Genomic DNA, 23,421 nt, shown 5'->3' on the forward strand with positions numbered 1-23,421 from the left:
CACCCCCATCAGTCCATGGCCATCAGCGCCCACCACGTACGGGAAGTCGCAACGTGTCGCTCACGATCGGAATCGTCGGTCTGCCGAATGTCGGCAAGTCGACCCTGTTCAACGCCCTGACCAAGAACGACGTGCTCGCGGCCAACTACCCGTTCGCCACGATCGAGCCGAACGTCGGCGTGGTCGGTGTCCCCGACACTCGCCTCGCCAAGCTGGCCGAGATCTTCAGCTCCCAGAAGGTCCTCCCGGCCACGGTCGACTTCGTGGACATCGCGGGCATCGTGCGCGGCGCCTCCGAGGGCGAGGGCCTGGGCAACAAGTTCCTGGCGAACATCCGTGAGTCCGACGCGATCTGCCAGGTCATCCGCGCCTTCAAGGACGAGAACGTCGTGCACGTCGACGGCAAGGTCTCGCCCAAGGACGACATCGAGACGATCAACACCGAGCTGATCCTCGCCGACCTCCAGACGATCGAGAAGGTCCTCCCGCGCCTCCAGAAGGAATCGCGCATCAAGAAGGACGTCGGCCCGAAGTTGAAGGCGATCGAGGAGGCCCAGGCCATCCTGGAGAAGGGCGACACCCTCTTCTCGCAGGGCATCCTCCAGGGCTCGGAGCGCGCGGAGCTCCTGCACGACCTGCACCTCCTCACCACCAAGCCGTTCCTCTACGTCTTCAACGTGGACGAGGACGAGCTGACGGACGAGACCTTCAAGCAGGAACAGCGCGCCTTGGTCGCCCCGGCCGAGGCGATCTTCCTCAACGCCAAGCTGGAGCAGGACCTCGCCGAACTCGACGAGGAGGACGCCATGGAGCTCCTCGAATCGGTCGGCGCCGAGGAGCCCGGCCTCACCACGCTGGCCCGCGTCGGCTTCAACACGCTCGGCCTGCAGACCTACCTGACGGCCGGCCCCAAGGAATCCCGCGCATGGACCATCAAGAAGGGCGCCACGGCCCCCGAGGCGGCCGGAGTCATCCACACGGACTTCCAGAAGGGCTTCATCAAGGCGGAGATCATCTCCTTCGAGGACCTGGTCGAGGTCGGCTCGGTCGCCGAGGCCCGCGCAAAGGGCAAGGCGCGCATGGAGGGCAAGGAGTATGTGATGCAGGACGGCGATGTGGTGGAGTTCCGCTTCAACGTGTAGCGGATCTCGTGACGCTACTTCGCTGGTCTGGCGAACACACAGTTCAGAGAGGGCTCGACTCTTCGGAGTCGGGCCCTTCGTTTTTCCCGTGCTGGGAGATGGATGGGGAGACCCTGCGGGGGCAGGTTCCGGCGGCCGATCAGCGGCATCTTGCCCGGATGAGTGATCTTCTTCGGGGCGGATCACAGGAGGCGCTTGCGGCCCCAGAGGGTGATGAACGTGGTCACCGCCGCCGTGAGGGCGAGCATGATGCCCGCGCCCAGCCACTGCATCGTGTGCATCTGGGAGATCGGCAGGTAGTCGATCGACCAGCCGACGACGTGCTTGGCCTCCAGGCAGGCCGTGCGGGCCCGGTCGGTGTCCGTGCTGTCGAGGCACGCGGTCCAGTCGAGGCGGGCGCCCGAGTCGGTCAGGAAGTAGGTGCCCTGGCCCTGCTGGACCGCCCCGGCGGGCAGTTCAGGACGCGGGGCGCCCGGGCCGATGCCCTGGTCGGTGCTGACCGACAGGATGTGTCCCAGGCTCATCCGGAACCGGTCCCAGACGACCCCGATCGCCACCACGACCCCGAGCGTGACCACCATCGACACCAGCGTGCGGCGCAGCAGCATGCCGACCGCCGCGCCCACGGCGAACGTGAGCAGCGCGTAGGCGACTGGCATGACCCACGTGACGTCGAAGAACGTGCCGCTCGTCCATTCCAGCGTGTCGACACCCCCCTTGAGCGGGCTCCACCACCAGTCGAAGACGACGGCGAGCACGGCGGTGGAGAGCGTGATCAGCACGGCGGGCATGGCGAGCTTCATGGTGAGCCACCGCAGCCGGCTGACGGACTGCGAGGTCACCAGCTTCGCCGTGCCGGACTCCAGGTCGCCCGCGATGAGCGGCGCTCCGAGCAGAACACCCGTCAGGAGAGGGACGTAACCCAGGTAGCCGCCGAAGCTGGACAGACGGCCGGTGTACTCCTCCAGGTCGGCGGGCCCGCCACCGGACTTCTGGGACGAGTTCAGGTAGTCCGTCAGCTGACCGCGCAGAAAGATCATGGCGGCCACGGCCACGGCGGTCAGAGCGATCAGGGTCCAGAACGCGGCGCGGTGCTGGCGCCAGACGAGCCAGGTCGTACCGCTCAGGCGCGTGCCACGCGCGTTCTTCGGGCGTCCCTCCGGCGTCGCCGTGCGGGCCTGGTCGTGAGCGTCGTACGTGAGCGTGGTCATGCCGTCACAGCCTTCTGCCGGTCGCGGGTGATGATGTCGTGGATGTCGCCGACCCGGGCGCTGGGGGCGATCAGCGGCGCCGCGTCGGGCGACCGCAGATAGGCGAGCAGCAGCTCTTCGAGAGTGGGCGGTTCGGCCGGGCCGCCGTACTCGATCGGCGCGCCCAGACGCACCAGGACGCCCGGCCTGCCCTCGCCGCGCCGGGACTCGATGACCGTGTGCGGGGCGACGGCGGGGAACGAGCCGCCGCCCGGGACGTCGAGCAGGGCGTGCGCGCCGCGCAGCTCGTCGACCTCGCCCGCCAGGCGCAGACCGCCGTTCGCGATGACGAGGAGGAAGTCGCAGATGTACTCCAGCTCGGCGAGCATGTGCGAGGACACCAGCACCGTCGTGCCGTGCTGGGCGGCCTCCTGACGCAGCGTGGCCATGAGTTCGCGGCGTACCAGCGGGTCCAGGTCGGACATCGGCTCGTCCAGGATCAGCAGATCGGGGCGCTTGCCGAAAGCCAGGCCGAAGGCGACGCGGGTGCGTTGGCCGCCGGAGAGCGTTCCGATCCGCGCGTTCAGCGGCACCCCGCCCGCGTGGACGATCCCCTCGGCGACGGACTGGTCCCAGCGGGGGTTGAGCTCGCGGCCCAGACGCAGCGTCTCGGCCACGGTGAAGCGCCGGAACAGCGGCTTCTCCTGGGTGAGGAACGCCGTGCGCAGGACCGCCCGGGTCGACCCCGGCGCCGCGCCGAAGACCCGCAGCGCGCCCGTCGTCGGCCGGATCATATGAGTGGCCAGGCCCATCAACGTGCTCTTGCCGGCACCGTTGGGGCCGACCAGTCCGCACACCCGCCCGGCGGGCAGCCGGAACGAGACGTCCCGCAGCGCCCAGCCGCGCCGGTACTGCTTGCCGAGGCCCTGGGCCTCGATCGCCGCGACCGCCGGAGCCGGCGCCATAGCCGGAGCCGGCGCCATAGCCGGAGCCGGCGCCATCGCCGGTGCCGCCGCCATCGCCGGTGCCGCCGCGACCGTCGGTGCCGCCGCCATAGCCGGTGCCGCCGCCATCGCCGGTCCACCTGCGGGGTTCGCCCACCCCGCCCCCGTACCGCCACCGACGCCGCTTCGGTTTTCGTATGGGTGGTGCATGTGTGCGTCATCCATGTGTGGCTCCTGTGTGTGGGGGAGGGGCAACCGTGTGCGTGTTCGTGTTCGTGTGCGTATGTGTGGGAGGGGCGGGGCTCCGACGCGGAGGCCGGTGGCTTCCAGAGGGACCACTAAGGTGACGTTGGCCGTGGTCATGACGTGGTCCTTGCGGGGTGAAGCGTGATGAGTGGCGAGCGCCGCCCTGTGGACCCCACTCTGTCCGCACCGCCTCCCGCGGCGGATCGGGCGAAAGACAGATCATGAGCGGCCGGCTCCGACTTTCGGCCGGTCGGCGGGAGGGACGGTGCGAGAAATGGTGAGCAGCATGACGGAGGCGGCGGATCGCGCGGCCACACCCCGAGGCATACGCGCCGCACAAGGCCAGGGATGGGCGCAGGTACTACCCGTTCCGGTGTGGGCGCTGCTCGTCGGAGCCCTGGCCGGCCTCGTCGTACTGGACGGGGCCGCAGGTTTCTACTGGATCGAGGACCACGGCCCCACCAAGCTGATCGGCACCCTGCTCGCCGTCGGCCTCGTCGTCCTCTCGCCCCGGCTGGACAGCCGGGCACTGCCGATCGCCGCCTGCGGGATCGCGGGCATGTCGCTGTGCCTCTCGGTCTGGCTGCACCTCGAGATGGAGGGCAGTTCGGAGGCGATGGGCTTCGCCGAACCGGCCGCGCTGGTGTGGTTCCTGCTGATCGTCGCCCGGCGGGGAAAACCTTCGTGGGCGACGGTCGCCGTCCCTCTGCTGGGCATGGCGATCGTGCTGCGGCCGATGGCGGTCAACGCGCGGCAGTCCACCATCATCATGGCGCTCCTCTTCGCCCTGGCCGCGGTCACCGCGCTGGGCACCGGCCTCGGCATGCGCCTGCTCCTGGAGGACCGGCGGCGCCGGGCCGCGGCCCTGCGCATCGAACAGCGGACCGAGTTCGCCCGGGACCTGCACGATTTCGTCGCCCACCACGTGACCGGCATCGTCGTCCAGGCACAAGGCGCCCAGGCCATCGCGGACCGGCGGCCCGAACTGGTGCCGCCCGCGCTCCAGCGCATCGAACAAGCCGGATCGGAGGCGCTGACCTCCATGCGGCACATGGTCGGGATGCTGCGTGACGCCGACGGAGAAGTGACCCTGACGCCGCTGGCGGGCATCGGTGAAGTACGTACGCTCGTCGAGGAGTTCGCCTCCGTCGGCGGCGCCCGCGCCCGGCTCGATCTCGAAGGAACCTTCGACGATCTGCCGGTGGAAGTGTCCACCACCGCTCACCGGGTCGTGATGGAAGCCCTCACCAACGTACGCAAACACGCCCACGGCTGCACCGAGGTGCGGGTGCGCATGGAACGCTCGGGGGACCGGCTCACCGTACGGGTCAGCGACAACGGCCGGCCGCACCACGTCTCCGACAGCGGCTTCGGGCTGCGCGGGCTGGCCGAGCGGGTCGGTCTGATCGGCGGAAGCGTCCAGGCCGGGCCGGCCACGGGGGGCGGCTGGGGCGTCGAGGCGACGCTTCCGGTGGGGCCGACGGGGGTCGTCCCGGCCGGAACAGCCGGGGCCATCGGGGTGGTGGGCTCGTGACGATCCGGGTGCTCATCGCCGACGACCAGGCCATGGTCAGGGCCGGGTTCGCCATGATCCTCGCCGCGGAGGACGACATCGACGTCGTCGCGGAGGCCACGGACGGGGTGCACGCCGTGGAACTCACCGAACGTCACCGGCCCGACGTGGTGCTGATGGACATTCGCATGCCCCGCATGGACGGGTTGGAGGCCCTGCGCAGGCTGACCCGCCCCGGCACCGTGAACCCGCCGAAGGTCGTCGTGGTGACGACCTTCGACGACGACGAGTACGTACAACGCGCCCTCGGCGAAGGGGCCTCCGGGTTCCTGATCAAGGACTCAGGACCCGCCCTGCTCGTCGAGGCCATCCGGGCGGCCGCCTCCGGCGAGGCGCTGGTGAGCCCCGCCATCACCGTCCGGCTGCTGCGGCGCCTCAACAGCGCCGGGGCCGCCGCCTCCGCCACCCGGGAAGCGCACGCCGCGCTCTCCGCGCGGGAGAAGGACCTCGTCCGCCTGGTCGCCCGGGGGCTGACCAACGCCGAGATCGCCGCCGAACTGGTCATCTCCGTCGGCACGGTGAAGACGCATCTCGGCAACGTGCAGAGCAAGCTGTCCGCCCGCAACCGTGTGGAGATCGCCGCCTGGGCGTGGGAGTCCGGGCTTGTCGAGGGGCGGGGGTAGGGGGCGGGCGGGGTCGGTGTGGGTCGGGTGGTTCGGCCTTGGGGTTCCGTTGGTTCTTGAGTTCCGGTTCGCCTGGTTCCGGTTTGAGTCGGGTGGGCTGAGCTGGGTCCAAGGTCGGTTCGGGCTCCGGTTCGGTTCGGGTTCCGGTTCGGTTCGGTTCGGCGTGGGTTCACGTTCGGTTCCGGACCACCCCCGGCCCGTCTACCGCACCGTGATCTCCCCGATCGGTTCAGCCGACCGCCCGGTCTCCGTCACCCGTACCCAACGGCCCGCGCCACCGGGTACCAGCGGCAGCCAGTGGCGGCCGTCCGATGACGTCCTGATCCGGTACGACCGCGCGCCCTCCACCGTCACCCGGGACAACGTCCGCGCCGACCCCAGGTCCACGGTCAGCGCGGCGCCGGGGCCCGCCGGGAGCCAGGTCGTGGCCGGGTTGCCGTCGACCGCCGCGCCCGCGTACTGGCCCGGGTCCTCGGACGTCGCCGTCGCCGGGCGGCAGCGTGCCAGGTCCGTGGTCGGGGCGCGGTCCGGGCGCCGGGTCCGCAACATGATGCCGTCGGCCGTCACCCTCCTGCGGCCCGTCGGCGTCTCCACCATGAACGGCGCCCCGGACGTGAGCCGCACCCCCGTCCGCTCGGCGCCGATCGCCACGTCGTACGAGCGGCCGCGCCACTGAAGTCCCCTCACCGTGACCCCCGTTGAGAGCTGCGGCGGCAGCATCGGGTCCAGTCGCACGGTGTCGTCGTCCCGGAGCCTGAGCCCCGTCAAGCCGTGCGTGAACACCTGGAGGAAGCCGCCCTTACCGGTGAGGAAGTCCTGCGCCGGTGAACCCGCCAACGCGTCCCCGGCGCCCGCCTTCGCGCCCCGCGACTCCGAGAACGTACCGAACGGCCCCCGGAAGAACGGCCGCGAAGCCCGTTCCAGAAAGGTGTACGTCGAACAGCCCGGCTCCCCGATCGCCGCCGCCGCGACCGCGTGCACCGAGTCCGTCATCGCCGGGCCGTCACGGTCGGTGTGCGCCGCGTAATAGTCAAGCGTCGCGGCCGCCGCGCCCTCCGGCATCGGCCGCCAGTCCAGCGGATACAGCAGCAGCACGGCGTCGGCCTGCTTGATGTCGGACGCGCCGTCGCCGAGCTTGTACCCCGCGTACTGGAGAAAGACCTTGCGCCGCGCGTCGTACGGGATACGCAGGCCCGCCGCGATCCGCGTCCAGGCCGGGTCGGGGTCCTCGCCGACCAGGCGCGCCGCCCGGGCCGCCGCGCGCAGTGACATCGCGGCGACGGCGTTCGTGTAGACCCCGTCGTCCACGCCGTTGCTGTACTCGTCCGGGCCCGCGACGTCCTTGATGGAGTAGGAGGTTCCGTCTCTCCCGGCGTTCTCCGTCACCCGTGACGTCCAATAGCGCGCCAGACCCTTGAGCAGCGGCCACCCCTTCCCCCGCAGCCACGTGCGGTCCCCCGTCGCCTGGTAGTACTGCCACGCCGCCAGCGCGATGTCACCCTGGAGGTGGTTCTGGGTGACACAGTGCGGCGGGAGCCAGCTCTGGCACTCGCTCCACAACTTCCCCGCACTCGCGCTCGTCCACGGGTACATGAGGCCACCCACGGACGTCTTGCGCGCGTTGTCCGCCGCCGCCCCGCGTGTCCGGTACCGGTACTCCAGTACGGGCGCGGCCAGGTCGGGGCGTGTGGCCAGGAGTGACGGGAACATCCACGTCTCCGCGTCCCAGAACACCATGCCCGCGTAACTGTCGCTGCTCAGCCCGGTCGGCGGGATGCTGTCGGCTCCGCCGCGGCGGAGGGAGGCCAGCAGGCCGTACTGAGCGGCGCGTACCTGTTTCTGCAGGGTGGGGTGGGCCGGGATCTCGATGTCCGCGTTCCACAACTCCCGCCACGCCCGGGTGTGTTCACGCTTCAGCCTCGTCCAGCCTGCCGCTGCCGCGCGTTGGGAGGCGGTGATGGCGTCCGCGCGGGGGGTGCGGGATGTGAGGGCGGTGTCTACGCCCACGTACTTCGTGACGTCGTAGCTGGTGCCCGCGCTCACGCCGAAATCCGCGGACTGGTGTGTCGTCAGGTGGGGTGCGGTTCTCGTTGCGGGTGCTGGGTGGGTGCGGCCCGGTGCGCGGAGCGTGGTCGCCACTGTGCCCGCCGTGCGTGTTCCGTCCGTCCGGAACCCCACCGTCGCCGTGCGTTTGCCCGCCGGGCCCGAGCCCGTCGGGGTGAGGCGGCGGGCACCGCGGCCGTCGATCACGTCGACGACCTCGACCTTGCCCGTCCAGTGCGGCGTCACGCGTAGTCGCACGGCTCCGACGTGCGGGCGGGCCCGGTCCGTGAGCACCTCGTACGTCAGATCCGTGCGGCGGCCGTTCCTGTGCAGCCACGTGACGTCCGTACGGATGGTGCCGCATCGCAGGTCGAGGCTCTGGCGGTAGGCCGTCGTGCGGCTGTTCGGGCCGTACGTCTCGCCGTTCGCGGTCACGTTCAGGCCGGTCCACGTGGGGAGGGCGGCGAGGGCCTGGCGGTGGGCGGTGTTGGCGGGGCCGCGGGCGTAGAGGCCGGAGACGAAGGTGCCGTCGTACGGGTGCGTGTAGAGGGGCCAGCCCGTTTTCGCCTCGGGGGTGCCGGGGGTGGCGTAGCCGGTGCCGGGGGGTGGGACACGGAGGCCGAGGTATCCGTTGGCCGTGTAGGCGTGGAACGGGTTGTCGGGTGGGAGGGGGGTGTGGGTCGAGAGGGTCCAGGTGGGGGTGTTGCAGGGTGGGGTGGCTTGGGTTGGGTTTGGGGGTGGGGGTGTTGTCGCGGTTGCTGTGGTGGGGAGGAGGAGGGGAGCTGTGAGGGTGAGGGCGGTGAGGAGGCGGGTCGCGGGGGTCACGGGTCGAGGGTGCGGGGTGAGAGCGGTGGGGGGTCGCATGCGCGCCGGGGTGTAGGCGGGGCGGGCGAATTGTGTGGCCGGGTGGTGGGTGTGGGGTCAGTGGGGCGTGCGGTGCGCCTGAAGGGAGGGTGGCCGCTTGGGGTGCGTTCGCGGGTTTCCGTTCGTTCCGATCGGTGTGTGGGTGGGTGCGGGGCCGACCGGGGTATGTGCGTGCTCGCCATCTTGATGGGCTCGCCGGTTGCTTCGGGTGGTGTTACCGCGTGTTGCTGTGCTGCGCGCGCACATACCCCGGTCGGCCCCTCCCGTCTCGTGTCCGTCTGATCGCCGGGTCACCTCTGCGGTTCGCCGTCCGCTCCGGTTGGCCCCTTTCCTTCCCGTACGTGGCCGAGGGGCGGGCGTGCTCGGGTGCCTGGGCTCGCTCGTTGTACGGTCCGGCCCGTACTTGGCTGATCACCAAGGAATTGGTGGGGGGTGACTAGGGTGCGGGGATGGCCGTCCTTTCCGACTGTTACTGCCCCCTCGACGGGACCCGTGTTCCCGCTGGGGCGCTCGACTGGTGTTGTCCCGTTTGCCGGGGGCCGCTCGACCTTGACTACTCGCCCACGCCCGCCCCTTTGAAGTCCCTGGCCGGGCGCGTGAACTCGCTCTGGCGGTATGCCGAGTGCCTGCCGCTCCCGGAGCCGGAGTGCACGCTCGGGGAAGGGCGTACCCCCGTTGTGCGGCTCACCGAGAACGTCTCGGCCAAGCTGGATTTCCTCATGCCGACCCTGTCCTTCAAGGACCGCGGGGCCGTCATGCTCGCCGCCCTCGCCACCCGGCTCGGCCCCGACCGGGTCATCGCCGACAGCAGCGGCAATGCCGGGACCGCCGTCGCCGCGTACTGCGCCCGGGCCCAACTGCCGTGCACCGTATACGTTCCCGAGGGAACGAGCGCGAAGAAGTCGGAGCAGATCCGTGCGCACGGGGCGCGGCTGGAAGTCGTCGCCGGGGATCGTGAGGAGACGGCGCGGGTGGCCCGCGCGGCCGCGGACGAGCGTGGTGTCTTCTACGCCAGCCATGTCCACAACCCCTACTTCCTGCACGGCACGAAGACGTACGTCCACGAACTCTGGGAGGACCTCGGCGGCCGCCTCCCCGACGCCCTCGTCCTGCCGGTCGGCAACGGCACGCTGCTGCTCGGCGCCGTGCTCGCCGTCGCCGAACTGCACACCGCCGGGCTGATCGACCGGCGGCCCGCGCTGCACGCCGTGCAGGCCGCCGCGGTCGCGCCGCTGGCCGCGGCCTGGCGGGCCGGGGCGGAGGATCTCATCGACGGCGGTGTTCCGGTGGCTCCGACGTTCGCCGAGGGCATCGCGATCCCCCGGCCCCCTCGCGCCCGGCAGATCCTGCGGGCCGTACGCGAGTCCGGCGGGGCCTTCCACACCGTGACGGAGGACCAGATCCGGCATGCCCAACTCGACCTGGCCTCGCGCGGCCTCTACGTCGAGTCGACCGGGGTCGCCTGCTGGGCCGCCACCCGCGACGGGGGCCCCGTCGCCGCGGTGCTGAACGCCCGTACCGCCGTCGTTCCGCTGTGTGGAGCCGGGCTGAAGACGGGGACGGCCGGCTGACCCGTACGCGTACTCGACCCACGTTTTGGTGTGTGAAACATCCACTACCTGGAGAAAGTCGCTGCGTAAAGCCCTCCGAGGCTGCATGTCATCACTTCGAGTGATTCCGTGGCCTTTGCTTGCATGGTTCAACCCACGGTTGCCACGCTGTTGCTGTCTGTCAATCCATGGGTTCCGAGGGGATGAGCTAGTGACATTCGGTGAGCAGCCGGCGTACCTGCGCGTCGCGGGAGACCTGCGCAGGAAGATCGTCAACGGCTCGCTGCCGCCGCTCACCCGTCTTCCCTCCCAGGCCCGGATCCGCGAGGAGTACGGGGTCTCGGACACGGTCGCGCTGGAAGCCCGCAAGGTCCTCATGGCCGAGGGTCTCGTCGAGGGACGCTCCGGTTCCGGGACGTATGTGCGCGAGCGGCCCGTGCCGCGGCGCGTGGCCCGCTCCGGATACCGGGCGGGGAGTGGCTCCACGCCGTTCCGGCAGGAGCAGTCCGACCCGGCGGCGCGCGGCACCTGGGATTCCCGCAGCGAGCAGGTCGAGGCCGACGCCGCCGTCGCCGAGCGCCTGGGCATCCGCGCCGGCGACCGCGTGATGTGTACGAGATACGTGTACCGGGACGCGGGCGAGGCCGTGATGCTGGCGACGTCGTGGGAGCCGCTGGCCGTCACGGGGCGCACGCCGGTGATGCTCCCCGAGGAGGGCCCGCTCGGCGGCTGCGGTGTCGTCGAGCGCATGGCCGCGATCGACGTGATCGTGGACAACGTGACGGAGGAGGTCGCCGCCCGCCCCGGTCTCGCCGAGGAGCTGAGCGCGCTCGGCGGCGTGCCGGGCCATGTCGTCCTCGTCATCCACCGGACGTTCTTCGCCTCGGGCAGACCGGTGGAGACGGCCGATGTCGTGGTGCCGGCCGACCGCTACCGCATCGCCTATCACCTCCCAGTGAAGTGATCGGAGCGACCGATACCCGGGACGGACCGTCCGGGGCGCGTGATCGCGAGTTAACCGGGGCCCGGGCCCTGTAACCCGGGGGCAATGCCGCGCCGCACCGACTTGTCATGCACGGCTCCTAACTTCCCTCTCCGTACCAGCAGTACCGGGCCGACCGGTATCCGCTGACGGATGGACGAACGGGAAGCCGACGATGACCGATACCGCTCTGCCCACCGCCGATCCGGTGGTCCCCGGACCGCCCGACAGCCATGCGCCCAAGCGCAGTTACGCCAAGCTGGCCGCCGACGAGTCCCGCGAGGACTTCTCGCTGCGCTACGCCCCCCACTCCTACCGGCGCTGGTCGCCGACGATGGTCGCCTCCACGGCGCTCGGCGGCATCGCCTACCTCGCGGACTTCGCGATCGGGGCGTCGATCGTGTTCACGTACGGCTTCACCAGCGGGCTCGCCTCGATCCTCTGCGCGGCGACGATCATCTTCCTGACCGGCATCCCGATCGCCCGGGCCTGCGCCAAGTACGGGCTGGACATGGACCTCATCACGCGGGGGGCGGGCTTCGGCTACTTCGGCTCGACGCTGACCTCGCTGATCTACGCCTCGTTCACGTTCATCTTCTTCGCGCTCGAAGGTTCGATCATGGCGCAGGCCATGCACGAGGTCGTCGGACTTCCGCTGCCCGTCGGGTACTTGCTGACGACGCTCATCGTCATCCCGATCGTCTTCCGCGGGATGGGCGCGCTGGCCAAGGTGCAGGCGTGGACGCAGCCGGTCTGGCTGATCGGGCTCGTGCTCCCCTTCGTCGTCCTGGCCTTCCACTCGCCCGGTTCGTTCTCCGACTTCACGCACTTCGGCGGCACCGAGGGCGCGGGCAGCGGCTTCGACTGGCTCGGTTTCGGGCTCGGCACCGGCGTGGCGCTCTCCCTCATCGCGCAGATCGGCGAGCAGGCGGACTACCTGCGCTTCATGCCGGCCAAGACGGAGGCGAACAGGAAGCGATGGAATCTGGCCGTTCTCGCCGCGGGACCCGGTTGGGTGATCATCGGGGCCGCCAAGCAGCTCGGCGGGGCGCTCCTCGCCTTCGTGGCGCTGGCGGCCGTGGGTGAGACGCATGCGCTCGAACCGATCGCCCCGCAGGTGGAGGCGTTGAAGCCGTGGCTCGGCTCGGTCGCGCTGCCGGCCGCCGCGCTCTTCGTCGTCGTGTCACAAATCAAGATCAACGTCACGAACGCCTACAGCGGCTCGCTGTCGTGGTCGAACTTCTTCTCCCGGGTGACCCACCGGCATCCGGGCCGGGTCTGGTACATCTTCCTCAACCTCGCCATCGCGCTGACGCTGATGGAGATGAACATGTTCGCCGCGCTCAACAAGCTGCTCGGCTTCTACTCGAACGTGGGCATCGCCTGGATCGCGGCCGTCGCCGCCGACCTCGTCATCAACAAGCGGGTGGGGTGGAGCCCGAAGTACATCGAGTTCAAGCGCGCGTATCTGTACGCCGTGAACCCGGCCGGGTTCGGGTCCATGGTGATCGCTTCCGTGGTCTCGATCCTGGCCTTCTTCGGTCTCTTCGGGGCGTACGCGGAGGCGTTCTCGACGTTCATCGCCGCCGGCCTCGCGCTGGTCCTGTGCCCGCTGATCGCGTGGGCGACGAAGGGCAAGTACTACCTGGCGCGCCCGAACCCGGTGAACGGCCCAGACGTCGACGTGGCGGACGTCACCGCGACGCACACGTGCGGCGTCTGCGACACCGCGTACGAACTCCCGGACATCGCGGACTGTCCCGTACAGGCCGGACCGATCTGCTCGCTGTGCTGCTCCCTGGACGCGGAGTGCGGGGACGCCTGCACGAAGCGGCCGGCCGGGGAGGCCGTCCTGATGCCGATGCCGATGCCGACGGTGCGCGTGGGCTGAGACGGCACCGCGGGGGGACAGGGGGCGCATCTATGCGGATGCGCCCCTTCATCGGGTGCGCGCCGGGCCCTCGCATGGCTTGTTGCGTATCTCTTTGTGCTAATTCGTATCCGCTCCGTAAAGGTCAGGCGTAGGCTCGGGCATATGCGGATTGGGGTTTCCTCAGATTCCTTAGGGGGCGGGACATCGTGCGAGCCGGAGTCGGGGAGTGGAGGGGCGCGATGAACGACAGCTCGACCACACTTCCGTGGCTTGTCATACGCCAGGACGACAACGGCAACCGCTACCGCGTCGGCAGGTACGCCACCAGGGCCGAGGCGCAGCGCACAGCCGACAGCCTCGACGGCCGCGGCCACAAGCAGCTGTACTGGGTCGAGCGTCTCGCCCAGAGCCCGGGACCGGGGCAGAACGGGGCGGCGCGCTGACGGAGCCGTAGGCTCCGGCGTATGCCGTCTGCACCCCTTTCCCCCGAACCGGTCGTGGTGGTCGCCGCCGCGCTGTACGACGACGCGGGACGCCTCCTGGCCGCGCGACGGAGTGCGCCCCCCGAGCTCGCCGGACGCTGGGAACTGCCCGGCGGCAAGGTGGAGCCGGGCGAGGCCCTCGAGCGCGCCCTTGTGCGCGAGCTGCGCGAGGAGCTGGGGGTCGCGGCCGACCCCGTCGACCGGGTGCCGGGCGAATGGCCCCTCAAGCCCGGCTATGTGCTGCGGGTGTGGCGCACCCGCCTCCTCTCCGGGCCGCCCGTCCCGCTCCAGGACCACGACGAGCTGCGCTGGCTGACGCCGGACGAGATCTGGTCGGTCGACTGGCTGGACCAGGACGTGCCCGCGGTGAAGGCGACGCTCGCACACGACGCGGAGTGATCCGGACCGGCGCACGGCCGTTTTTCCGCGCGCCGGTGGAGTCAACGCGTACGCCGTCCGTACCACCACGCACCCTCTGACGCGATAGCACCAGGCTCCGCACGGGTATATGCCAATTAACCCTCTGAAACCGGACGAAGCTCTCGCGGGCCAGGGAAGTGATCGGCGTGCTCCACACCGAAGGTGACTACGCCGAGTGGGCTTTTCCCGCGGATCCGACGGCGGTCCGCAGGGCCCGCGCGGCGGTCCGCGCGCAGCTCGCCGACTGGGGGCTCGCCCCTGACCTCGGCGACCTCACGACGCTGCTGGTCAGCGAGTTGGTCACCAATTCCCTGCGGCACGCGTCGGGCCCGATCGGGGTACGCCTGTGCCGCCCGTCGGGGCCGGGCGGCGCCCGCCGCGCCCTCCTCGTGGAGGTCTCCGACCCGCTCCCCGACCCGCCCCGCGCCCGCGCCGCCACCCCCGACGACGAGGGCGGCCGGGGCCTGCAACTGGTCGCGGACGTCTCCCGGCGCTGGGGTACCAGACCGGGTGACCCCCGGACAGGCGGTAAAACGGTGTGGTTCGAGCTCGCTCTGCCCGGTTAGACGAAGCTGAACGAAGATCGCAGGAGTGGGTGCGTGGCGTCGTGTGTGGGCGCACCTCCACCCTGGGTACGGAAACAGTCGGCCCCGACGGGCCAAAAAGCGTCGGGAGCGTGGTGTGATCGTGAACACCGTGTTGCGCGGCCCCGTAGTGCTGGATACTGCGGGCAGCCGCCCCGGTGACCGGTGCCGGACGTGGTGAGCTGGAGGGGACGGTTCGCGTGAGCGAGATACCAGCGAAGGCCAAGATGTCCGAGGGCCTCTCGGACACGGCGTCGGCGCGGGATGCGGACCGCACGCCGCGGGGCGGTCAGGGCGCGGGTGCGGCCGACGTCTGGCAGTCGAGCCCGCCCGGTTCGATCTACGACTACATCAAGGTGGCCTCCTTCTCCATCGGGCCCGACGGGCTGATCGACCAGTGGAGCCTGCGCGCCGCGCAGATCTTCGGTGTCGCGCCCGAGGACGCCGTGGGCAAGGACCCGATCGAGGCGTTCGTCCCCGCCGATCTCCGCGAGCGCGGCTACCGCAAGATGGCGGAGATCCTGGACGGCCGCGAATGGACGGGCAGCGTCCCGTTCCGGACGCCCCCCACGGAGGACGCGGACGACGCGGAGGAAGCCTCGGCGGACCGGCCGACCGGCAGCGCCGAGGTCTATGTGATGCCGACGACGACCGAGACCGGCGAGCGCGCCGCGGTCTGCATCGTCGTGGACGTACGGACCCTGCGGCGCATCGAGACGGACCTCGCCGCCTCGCAGGCGATTTTCGGCCAATCTCCGTTCGGCTTCCTGCTCTTCGACACGGATCTCAAGGTGCGCCGGACCAACCGCACGTTCACCTCGGTCTTCGGCGGCAAGGCCGACGAACACCGCGGCCGCACCGTCCACGACTACCTGCCGCGCCACGAGGCCGACCGGGTGCAGGGCGCGCTGCGCCGGGTCCTGGAGACCGGTGAGGCCGTCACCGACATGCAGCTGGTGGGGACCGTCCCGAACTCGCCGGAGCGCCGCCACTGGTCCATCAACCTCTACCGCGTGCACAGCGGTTCCGGCCGGCCCATCGGCATCGCCGGGCTCTCCACCGATGTCACCAGGCGCCACGCCGCCGCCCGCGAGGCCGCGCACGCCCGCCGCAACCTGGCGCTGCTGAACGAGGCGGGCGCCCGCATCGGCAACTCCCTGGACCTGGAGACGACCTCCCGCGAACTCCTCGACGTGGTCGTCCCGGGCTTCTGCGACCTGGCCTCCGTCGACCTGTACCAGGGGCTGCTGGCGAACGACGAGTCGGCGCTGAGCAGCCACAGCCTCGCCGACGGCAGCGCCGAGCTGCGCCGGGTCGCCGCCGCCAGCGCCGTCGCCGACGTGCCCTTCCTCGACCTGGGCGGCGAGGCGCCGGTCAGCGTGGGCGCGGTGCACCGCTTCCCGTTCAACTCGGCGCCCGCGGACGCCCTGCGCACGGCCCGGCCCCAATTGCTGCCCGCCGAACCGGGCGGCCTCGTCCAGTCCACGCTCGCGGTGCCCATGGTCGCGCACGACACGGTCGTCGGGCTCGTGCAGTTCTCACGCACGAAGGGCAGCGAACCGTTCAACGAGCGGGACCGGGCGCTCGCGGTCGAGCTGGCCGCACGCGCCGCGGTCTGTATCGACAACGCGCGCCTGTACCGCCGCGAGCACGAGCGCGCCCTGATACTGCAACGCTCCCTTCTGCCGCCCGACAACCCCGAGGCGTCCGGCCTCGACATCGCCTGCCGCTACCTGCCGGGCAACGCGGCGACCGAGGTCGGCGGCGACTGGTTCGACGTCATCGAACTGCCGGGCCACCGCACCGCGTTGGTCATCGGCGACGTCATGGGGCGCGGCCTGCGCGCCGCCGTCGCCATGGGTGAACTCCGTACGGCGGTCAGGACGTTGGCGCTGCTCGACCTCGAACCGGCCGAGGTGCTGAGCGCGTTGGACGAGATCGCGCGCGGGCTCGGCACGCCCGGCGGCGTCCAGCAGGCGACCCGCTCGGCCCGCAACAAGCCCTCCGACGCCGACCTGTCCGAGGTCTACCTCGCCACCTGCGTCTACGCGGTCTACGACGCCGTCACCCGCCGCTGCACCTTCGCCAACGCCGGGCACCTGCCGCCCGTGCTCGTCGAGCCGGGCGACGGCGCCCTCATGCTCGACGTGCCGCCGGGGATGCCGCTCGGCGTGGGCGGCGAACCGTTCGAGGAGGTCGAGGTCGAGCTGCCGGAGGGCTCGCTCCTCGCCCTCTACACGGACGGCCTCGTCGAATCCCGCGACCACCCCCTGGACGAGGGGCTCTCCGCGTTCCGCGCCGTGCTCGACGATCCGGCGCCGGCCCTGGAGGACGTCTGCGACCACGTCCTCAACACCCTCGACACCCACCACGGCGAGGACGACATCGCCCTCCTCATGGCCCGCATCGAGGGGCTGCCCAGCGACAGCGTCGGCGACTGGACGCTGCCGCGCGAGCCGAAGTCCGTCGGCCGGGCCCGCGAGCTCGCCCGGGAGCAACTGCTCGCCTGGGAACTCGAAGCGCTCGTGGACACCACCGAGCTGCTCGTCAGCGAGCTGGTCACCAACGCCCTGCGCTACGGCGAGGGCGACATTAGGCTCCGGCTGCTGCTCGACCGCACGCTGGTGTGCGAGGTGTGGGACGCCGGGCTCGTGCAGCCGCGCCGCCGCCGCGCCCGCGACACCGACGAGGGGGGCCGCGGCCTCCAGCTGGTCGGCCTGCTCAGCGCCGCCTGGGGCTCACGCCGCACCCCGCGCGGCAAGACGGTGTGGTTCGAACTCGCGCTGCCGGACGGGAACTCGGGGCCCGTCGACCCGACGGAGGTGCTGCTCAGCCTGTTCTGAGAGCAGCGCCCGACTCAGGCGCCCTTCAGCGCGGCGAGCCGCGCCTCGATCTCGGCGTCGTCGCCGAGCGAGTCCAGCTGCTCGAACTGGGCGTCCAGCGAGGAGTCGGCCAGCTCCTGCTTGCCGATCGCTTTGGCCTCCTCGCGGCGGACCTTCTCCTCGAAGCGGCTCAACTCGCTGGTCGGGTCGAGGACGTTGATGTTCTTGGCCGCGTCCATCATCTGGTTCTGCGCCTGCGCGGTCTTGGCGCGTGCCACCAACTGATCACGCTTCGACTGTAGTTCGGTCAGCTTCGTCTTCATCTGGTCGAGGCCGGCCTTCAGCTTGTCGACCACGACGGTCTGCGCGGAGATCGTCGGCTCGGCGTCCCTGGCCTCCTTCTCGGCCTGCAACTGCCGCCCCAGGGCGACCTTCGCCAGGTTGTCGAACGTGTCGGCCTCCGCCGCGGTCCCCGCGGCCCGCAGCTCGTCCGCCTTCTTGCTGGCGGCGAGCGCCTTCGTGCCCCACTCGGCGGCCGCGTCCACGTCCTCCTTGTGGTCCTGCTCCAGCATCCGCAGATTGCCGATGGTGGCCGACACGGCCTCCTCGGCCTCCCTGATGTTGCTCGTGTAGTCGCGGATGAGCTGGTCGAGCATCTTCTGGGGGTCCTCGGCGCTGTCGAGCAGCGCGTTGATGTTCGCCTTCGCGAGGGTGGCGACCCGGCTGAAGATGGTCTGTTTCGTCATGGTCAGGTCCTCCGGAACGTGGGCCTGCGGGGCAGGCGCGGATGGTGCCGTCTGAAGTCGGGGATGGTTCGGCGTGCCGGTCAGAAACGTCCGCCGCCCCCTCGCCTGCCGCGGGTCCCGCCACCACCGAAACTGCCGGGCCCGCCGCCGAACCCGCCGCCCCCCATGCCCCGGCTCCCGCCCATGCCGCGCCCCGCGCCGCCGAGGAGCTGCCCGAGGAGGATCCCGCCGAGCACCGCGCCGCCCGAACCGCCGCCGCCGCGCCCGCCGCCCCCGTACGGATCGCCGTACGAGTGCACGTCCCGTTCGGCGAGCGACTGCGCCTGCCGGGCCAGCGCGTCGGCCTGCTGCGCCTCGCCGAGCGCCGCTGCCGGATCGCTCTCCTCGGCGCCGAGCGCGCTCGCCAGATGCCGCTGGGCCTCCGTGAGCCGGGTGCGGGCCTCGCTGCCGACGGCGCCCCGGTGCGTCGTGATGAAGTCGGCCGCCGCACCCGTGCTGCTGCGGGCCGCGAGCAGGGCCTGCCCGAGGAGCGAACGGGCCCGCGTCGTGCCCGCCTCGCGCTCCCGCGCCGCCGCGAGCGCCTCGTCGAGCGCCGCGTCCGCCTCCTCCACGCGGCGCAGAGCGTCGATCGGGTCGTAGGGGCCTGCGGCCAGCTCGTCGCGTACGTCGCCGACGACGGACTCGGCGCGGGCGATGCGGCCGCGCAGATCGGCGGTGGAGACGCCCTGCGCGGTGCCTTCCAGCAGACCGCGGGCGTCCGCGAGGTCGGCCTCCGACTCGGTGAGCGCGGCCGGCAGTTTGTCCTGTGCCTCGGCGAGTTCACCGGACAGGCGCTCGATCGCGGTCACGAAGGTGCCGGCCTGGTCGACGGCGCCCTCGGCGGCCCGCAGGAAGACGGCGGCCTTGCCGTTGTCACCGGTGTCGACGCACTGGCGGGCCTCGTTGAGCTGGGCCGTGGCGAACAGGAGCCGGTCCTTGGCCTGCTCGACGTGGCCCGCGACCGACGCCAGCGCGGTGGGCGCGTACCGGGTGCTGAGCGCGGTCAGCGTCTCCTGCGCGCGTGTGGTGTGCGCCGTCAGCTCGCGGAAGGCCCCTTCGGCGTGGGCGAGCGCCTCGGGCGCCGTCTGCTCCAGGGAGCGCAGCCGGTCGAAGTCGCCGGACACCCGGTCGAGCCGGCGCCCGGCCTCGGTGCAGCGGCTGATGATCTCGTCGAGCATGCGCCGCTTGGTCGGCTCGTCCTCGGGGAACGCGTCGTCGAGTTGTTGGCGCAGTTTGAACGCCGCTGTCAGCTCCGTCTGCGCGTACGCCAGCGCCTCGTGGAACGGTTTGACGGCTTCCTCCCCGAACTGGGCGGTGGCGAAGCCGAGCTCCTCGGTACTGGTGCGCACGGCGTCGTCGGTCTCCACCAGCTGGTGACTGGCCTGTTTGTCGAGCTCGGCGACCGGAGTGACCTGCGGGTTCCCCCAGCCCTGCGAGCCCACAGAACCCCCGCCGGGCGTGGTGCGCCCACTCATGCGCCGCTTGCGGCGGGTGTACGAGTACGCGGCCAGGGCGCCCGCCGCGCCGACGGCGATGACGGGCAGCACCAGATCGCCGGTACCCGTGCCGCCGCTGTCACCGCTCGCGCCGGGGTCGGCGGCGCCGGGAGTGATGGTCGGGGTGGGCACGGGCCGCCCGGCGACGACGGCGTCGATACCGTGCGCGGCACCGATCGCGGCGCCGGGCCAGTCGTTCTTGCGCAGCGCCGGCTCGATCCCGGCCCGCGTGATGTCCTGGATCTGCGCGTCCGTGAGCCGGGAGTCCTGGTCGACCGAGAGCGCGTACTGCCGGTCGTGGGTGGCGACGGCGAGGAGTACGTCGTTGAGGCCGAGGCCGTTCCTGTCGGCGGTGGCGTCCGCCCAGTCCTGCGCCGAACGGCCGGAGAAGTCCCGTACGTAGGTGACGAAGAGCTGGATGCCGCGTTCGTCGTCGAGATCGCCGAGCGCGGTGGCGACGGCGTTCTCGCGACCGCCGAGGGCGTCCACCTTGTCGGTGATCTGGCCGGTGCGGGAAAGGGTGACCGGGTCGTCGGCGCGGGCGGAGGTGGCGGGCAGCAGCCAGAGCAGCACGAGGAGCGCGGCCGCTGCCGTCCGCGCGGCGATCGGTACCGGGCGGGGACGGCTCTGGGACAGGGACACGTTTGGGAGCGTATGTCCGGAGAGAAGGTGCCGCGACCGGGGCGCCCCCACGGCACCCACGGCCACGACACCACCCCACTGCCCCACGCACCGAGTTCCCGGAGCGCCCGCTTGAAACGCCACAGATCGCACCCGCGGGAGAGAGACTGGCGAACCCAGAGGCGATCAGCCAACCGGCGCGAGCGCGCCCGAACACACGCCGACGATCAGACGGACACGAGACGGGAGGGGCCGCCCGGGGTATGTGCGCGCGCAGCACAGCAACACGCGGTAGCACCACCCGAAGCAGCAGGCGAGCCCATCAAGATGGCGAGCACGGCACATACCCCGGGCGGCCCCGCACCCACGCACACACCGATCGGAACGAACGGGAAGCCGCCAACGCACACAGGACGGCCCCCCTCCCTTCAGGCGCACCCCACCGAACCGAACCGAACCTCACCCCGAGGACGACCGCCGACGGATCTTGTTCCCCAGCCACACCACGGGATCGTACTTACGGTCAACGGCCCGCTCCTTAAGGGGAATCAGAGCGTTGTCCGTGATCTTGATGCCTTCGGGACAGACCTCGGTGCAGCACTTGGTGATGTTGCAGTAGCCGAGCCCGTGCTCTTCCTGGGCGGCCCGCTTCCGGTCGAGCCCGCTCTCGGCCGCCTCGTCCAGAGGATGCATGTCCAGCTCGGCGATCCGCATCAGAAAGCGCGGACCGGCGAACGCCGCTTTGTTCTCCTCGTGGTCGCGCACCACATGGCACGTGTCCTGGCACAGGAAGCACTCGATGCACTTGCGGAACTCCTGCGACCGGTCGACGTCCTCCTGCATCATCCGGTACTCGCCGGGCCCGACCCCGGCGGGCGCCACGAACGCGGGGACCTCGCGCGCCTTCGCGTAGTTGAATCCGACGTCGGTCACCAGGTCCCGGACCACCGGGAACGCCCGCAGTGGCGTCACGGTGATGACGTCGTCCGGTTCGAAGACGGACATCCGCGTCATGCACAGCAGCCGAGGCCGCCCATTGACCTCGGCGGAGCAGGAGCCGCATTTGCCGGCTTTGCAGTTCCAGCGGACCGCCAGATCAGGGGTCTGGGTCGCTTGCAGCCGGTGGATGATGTCGAGGACCACTTCGCCGTCGTTCACCTCGACGTCGTAGTTCTCCAGGCCGCCGCCCGCCGTGTCCCCGCGCCACACTTTGAAGCGGGCCTCATACGCGCTCACTCGTACAGCTCCTCTTCGGCCAGGTACTTGACCAGCTCCTCTTTTTCGAAGAGGGCGAGCAGGTCGGGGCGGATGGGTTCGGTGGTCTCGCGGGTGAGGTCGATCTGGCCGCACACGGGGTCGGTGGCGGCCAACCCGCCGGTGGGGTCGCGGAGTTGGCAGAGCAGGTTGGCGCGGCGCCAGCGCCGGTCCATGGCCGGGTGGTCCTCGCGGGTGTGGCCGCCGCGCGACTCCTGGCGCTCCAGGGCGGCGCGGGCGACGCACTCGCTGACCAGCAGCATGTTGCGCAGGTCGAGGGCGAGGTGCCAGCCCGGGTTGAACTGCCGGTGCCCCTCGACCCCCGCCCGGCGGGCGCGTACCCGCAGCTCGGCGAGTTTGCGCAGGGCCTGCTCCATCTCGGCCTCGCGGCGGATGATGCCGACGAGGTCGTTCATCGTCTGCTGGAGCTCCTGGTGCAGGGTGTACGGGTTCTCGGGGACGGTGCCGTCCTCGTGGGTCTCGGCGGAGAAGGGGCGCAGGGCCTCGGCGGCCGCGGTGTCGAGCTGGAGGTCGGCGACGGCCGGGCGGTCCGTGAGGCTCTGGGCGTGGGCGGCGGCGTGCAGGCCGGCGCGTCGGCCGAAGACGAGCAGGTCGGAGAGGGAGTTGCCGCCGAGCCGGTTGGAGCCGTGCATGCCGCCGGCGACTTCACCGGCCGCGTAGAGGCCGGGGACGCCGCGGGCGGCAGCCGTGTCCGAGTCGACGGCGATGCCGCCCATCACGTAGTGGCAGGTGGGGCCGACCTCCATGGCCTCCGCGGTGATGTCGACGTCGGCCAGCTCCTTGAACTGGTGGTACATGGACGGCAGGCGGCGCCGGATGACCTCGGCGGGCATCCGTGTCGAGACGTCGAGGAAGACGCCGCCGTGCGGGGAGCCGCGGCCCGCCTTCACCTCGGAGTTGATGGCGCGGGCCACTTCGTCGCGGGGCAGCAGCTCGGGCGGGCGGCGGTTCTTGTCCGGGTCCTCGTACCAGCGGTCGCCCTCGGCCTCCGACTCGGCGTACTTCTCTTTGAAGACGTCCGGGATGTAGTCGAACATGAAGCGTTTTCCGTCGGAGTTCCTGAGGACGCCGCCGTCGCCGCGGACCGACTCGGTGACGAGGATGCCTTTGACGGAGGGCGGCCAGACCATGCCGGTCGGGTGGAACTGGACGAACTCCATGTTGAGCAGGGGCGCGCCCGCCAGCAGGGCCAGCGCGTGGCCGTCGCCGGTGTACTCCCAGGAGTTCGACGTCACTTTGAAGGACTTGCCGATGCCACCGGTGGCCAGGACCACGCTGGGTGCTTCCAGCACGAAGAAGCGCCCGCTGTCGCGTTCGTAGCAGAAGGCGCCGGAGACCCGGCTGCCGTCGTCGTCCTTGAGCACGCGCGTGACGGTGCACTCCTGGAAGACCTTCAGCCTGGCCTCGTAGTCGCCGAACTCCGCCTTGTCCTGCTGCTGGAGCTGGACGATCTTCTGCTGGAGGGTGCGGATCAGTTCGAGGCCCGTACGGTCGCCGACGTGGGCGAGCCGCGGGTATTCGTGCCCGCCGAAGTTGCGCTGCGAGATCCGGCCGTCCCCGGTGCGGTCGAAGAGGGCGCCCCAGGTCTCCAACTCCCATACGCGGTCGGGAGCTTCTTTGGCGTGCAGCTCCGCCATCCGCCACTGGTTGAGGAACTTGCCGCCGCGCATCGTGTCGCGGAAGTGGACCTGCCAGTTGTCCCCGGAGTTCACGTTGCCCATGGCGGCGGCGATGCCGCCCTCCGCCATCACCGTATGGGCCTTGCCGAACAGGGATTTGCAGATGACCGCGGTACGGGCGCCCTGCTCGCGCGCCTCGATCGCGGCGCGCAGCCCGGCTCCGCCCGCGCCCACCACGACAACATCCCACTGCTGCCGCTCGACCACACTCATCGTTGAGCCCCCAC

At 71.0% G+C, this 23,421-nt stretch carries 17 protein-coding genes; 10 read left to right on the forward strand and 7 right to left on the reverse strand.

Going from position 1 to position 23,421, the window contains the following annotated elements; translation table 11 throughout:
* Window positions 1-53 precede the first annotated feature (53 nt).
* Complete coding sequence (gene ychF, locus ACZ45E_RS13965; RefSeq protein ID WP_468220373.1) at window positions 54-1,142, forward strand: redox-regulated ATPase YchF; 1,089 nt, start codon at window positions 54-56, stop codon at window positions 1,140-1,142.
* Between the two features lie 182 nt (window positions 1,143-1,324).
* Here ychF and ACZ45E_RS13970 read toward each other — a convergent pair whose 3' ends face one another.
* Window positions 1,325-2,353, reverse strand: a complete 1,029-nt coding sequence (locus ACZ45E_RS13970) for an ABC transporter permease (protein ID WP_468220376.1) — start codon at window positions 2,351-2,353, stop codon at window positions 1,325-1,327.
* Window positions 2,350-3,297, reverse strand: coding sequence for an ABC transporter ATP-binding protein (locus tag ACZ45E_RS13975; RefSeq protein ID WP_468220378.1), 948 nt, complete (start codon window positions 3,295-3,297; stop codon window positions 2,350-2,352). The genes ACZ45E_RS13970 and ACZ45E_RS13975 overlap by 4 nt, the downstream gene beginning before the upstream one ends.
* 499 nt (window positions 3,298-3,796) lie before the next feature.
* On the opposite strand from ACZ45E_RS13975, the gene ACZ45E_RS13980 reads away from it, so the two are divergent.
* Complete coding sequence (locus tag ACZ45E_RS13980) at window positions 3,797-5,056, forward strand: sensor histidine kinase (protein ID WP_468220380.1); 1,260 nt, start codon at window positions 3,797-3,799, stop codon at window positions 5,054-5,056.
* Window positions 5,053-5,718, forward strand: a complete 666-nt coding sequence (locus ACZ45E_RS13985; protein ID WP_468220381.1) for a response regulator — start codon at window positions 5,053-5,055, stop codon at window positions 5,716-5,718. Before ACZ45E_RS13980 ends, ACZ45E_RS13985 begins: the two co-directional genes overlap by 4 nt.
* 201 nt (window positions 5,719-5,919) lie before the next feature.
* Here ACZ45E_RS13985 and ACZ45E_RS13990 read toward each other — a convergent pair whose 3' ends face one another.
* Entirely contained in the window at window positions 5,920-8,625 is a 2,706-nt protein-coding gene (locus ACZ45E_RS13990) for a discoidin domain-containing protein (RefSeq protein ID WP_468220382.1), read from the reverse strand.
* A 449-nt stretch (window positions 8,626-9,074) separates the two neighbouring features.
* On the opposite strand from ACZ45E_RS13990, the gene ACZ45E_RS13995 reads away from it, so the two are divergent.
* The 7 genes from ACZ45E_RS13995 to ACZ45E_RS14025 all read left to right on the forward strand — a co-directional run bounded on the left by ACZ45E_RS13995 (window position 9,075) and on the right by ACZ45E_RS14025 (window position 17,359).
* On the forward strand, window positions 9,075-10,196 hold the full coding sequence (locus ACZ45E_RS13995) for a threonine synthase (RefSeq protein ID WP_468220385.1): 1,122 nt from the start codon (window positions 9,075-9,077) through the stop codon (window positions 10,194-10,196).
* Window positions 10,197-10,386: 190 nt separating this feature from the next.
* Window positions 10,387-11,139, forward strand: a complete 753-nt coding sequence (locus tag ACZ45E_RS14000; RefSeq protein WP_468220387.1) for a GntR family transcriptional regulator — start codon at window positions 10,387-10,389, stop codon at window positions 11,137-11,139.
* 193 nt (window positions 11,140-11,332) lie between these two features.
* The gene (locus tag ACZ45E_RS14005; protein WP_468220389.1) at window positions 11,333-13,048 is read left to right on the forward strand and encodes a purine-cytosine permease family protein; all 1,716 of its coding nucleotides are present in this window, start codon (window positions 11,333-11,335) and stop codon (window positions 13,046-13,048) included.
* A 221-nt stretch (window positions 13,049-13,269) separates the two neighbouring features.
* Entirely contained in the window at window positions 13,270-13,473 is a 204-nt protein-coding gene (locus tag ACZ45E_RS14010; RefSeq protein WP_468220392.1) for an SPOR domain-containing protein, read from the forward strand.
* Window positions 13,474-13,494: 21 nt separating this feature from the next.
* Entirely contained in the window at window positions 13,495-13,911 is a 417-nt protein-coding gene (locus ACZ45E_RS14015) for a (deoxy)nucleoside triphosphate pyrophosphohydrolase (protein WP_468220394.1), read from the forward strand.
* Window positions 13,912-14,069: 158 nt separating this feature from the next.
* Window positions 14,070-14,498 carry an ATP-binding protein gene (locus tag ACZ45E_RS14020; protein WP_468220396.1) on the forward strand — a complete coding sequence of 143 codons (429 nt, stop codon included), beginning with the start codon at window positions 14,070-14,072 and terminating at the stop codon, window positions 14,496-14,498.
* 218 nt (window positions 14,499-14,716) lie between these two features.
* Entirely contained in the window at window positions 14,717-17,359 is a 2,643-nt protein-coding gene (locus tag ACZ45E_RS14025; RefSeq protein ID WP_468220399.1) for a SpoIIE family protein phosphatase, read from the forward strand.
* Between the two features lie 14 nt (window positions 17,360-17,373).
* On the opposite strand, the gene ACZ45E_RS14030 is transcribed toward ACZ45E_RS14025, so the two are convergent.
* The 4 genes from ACZ45E_RS14030 to ACZ45E_RS14045 form a co-directional block, all read right to left on the reverse strand.
* Window positions 17,374-18,084 carry a PspA/IM30 family protein gene (locus ACZ45E_RS14030; protein WP_468220401.1) on the reverse strand — a complete coding sequence of 237 codons (711 nt, stop codon included), beginning with the start codon at window positions 18,082-18,084 and terminating at the stop codon, window positions 17,374-17,376.
* Window positions 18,085-18,164: 80 nt separating this feature from the next.
* Window positions 18,165-20,255, reverse strand: coding sequence for a TPM domain-containing protein (locus tag ACZ45E_RS14035; RefSeq protein WP_468220771.1), 2,091 nt, complete (start codon window positions 20,253-20,255; stop codon window positions 18,165-18,167).
* A gap of 444 nt (window positions 20,256-20,699) precedes the next feature.
* Complete coding sequence (locus ACZ45E_RS14040) at window positions 20,700-21,476, reverse strand: succinate dehydrogenase/fumarate reductase iron-sulfur subunit (RefSeq protein ID WP_468220402.1); 777 nt, start codon at window positions 21,474-21,476, stop codon at window positions 20,700-20,702.
* Entirely contained in the window at window positions 21,473-23,407 is a 1,935-nt protein-coding gene (locus ACZ45E_RS14045) for a fumarate reductase/succinate dehydrogenase flavoprotein subunit (protein WP_468220405.1), read from the reverse strand. The genes ACZ45E_RS14040 and ACZ45E_RS14045 overlap by 4 nt, the downstream gene beginning before the upstream one ends.
* Window positions 23,408-23,421: the final 14 nt, after the last annotated feature.

It is taken from the genome of Streptomyces sp. NPDC030991 (assembly GCF_055571235.1).

Bases quoted from the DNA above. Each gene is read 5' to 3' on its own strand.
- ACZ45E_RS13970 (WP_468220376.1), bottom strand. From the start codon at position 2,353: ATGACCACGCTCACGTACGACGCTCACGACCAGGCCCGCACGGCGACG.
- ACZ45E_RS13975 (WP_468220378.1), bottom strand. From the start codon at position 3,297: ATGGCGCCGGCTCCGGCGGTCGCGGCGATCGAGGCCCAGGGCCTCGGC.
- ACZ45E_RS13980 (WP_468220380.1), top strand. From the start codon at position 3,797: ATGGTGAGCAGCATGACGGAGGCGGCGGATCGCGCGGCCACACCCCGA.
- ACZ45E_RS13990 (WP_468220382.1), bottom strand. From the start codon at position 8,625: ATGCGACCCCCCACCGCTCTCACCCCGCACCCTCGACCCGTGACCCCC.
- ACZ45E_RS13995 (WP_468220385.1), top strand. From the start codon at position 9,075: ATGGCCGTCCTTTCCGACTGTTACTGCCCCCTCGACGGGACCCGTGTT.
- ACZ45E_RS14005 (WP_468220389.1), top strand. From the start codon at position 11,333: ATGACCGATACCGCTCTGCCCACCGCCGATCCGGTGGTCCCCGGACCG.
- ACZ45E_RS14010 (WP_468220392.1), top strand. From the start codon at position 13,270: ATGAACGACAGCTCGACCACACTTCCGTGGCTTGTCATACGCCAGGAC.
- ACZ45E_RS14015 (WP_468220394.1), top strand. From the start codon at position 13,495: ATGCCGTCTGCACCCCTTTCCCCCGAACCGGTCGTGGTGGTCGCCGCC.
- ACZ45E_RS14030 (WP_468220401.1), bottom strand. From the start codon at position 18,084: ATGACGAAACAGACCATCTTCAGCCGGGTCGCCACCCTCGCGAAGGCG.
- ACZ45E_RS14045 (WP_468220405.1), bottom strand. From the start codon at position 23,407: ATGAGTGTGGTCGAGCGGCAGCAGTGGGATGTTGTCGTGGTGGGCGCG.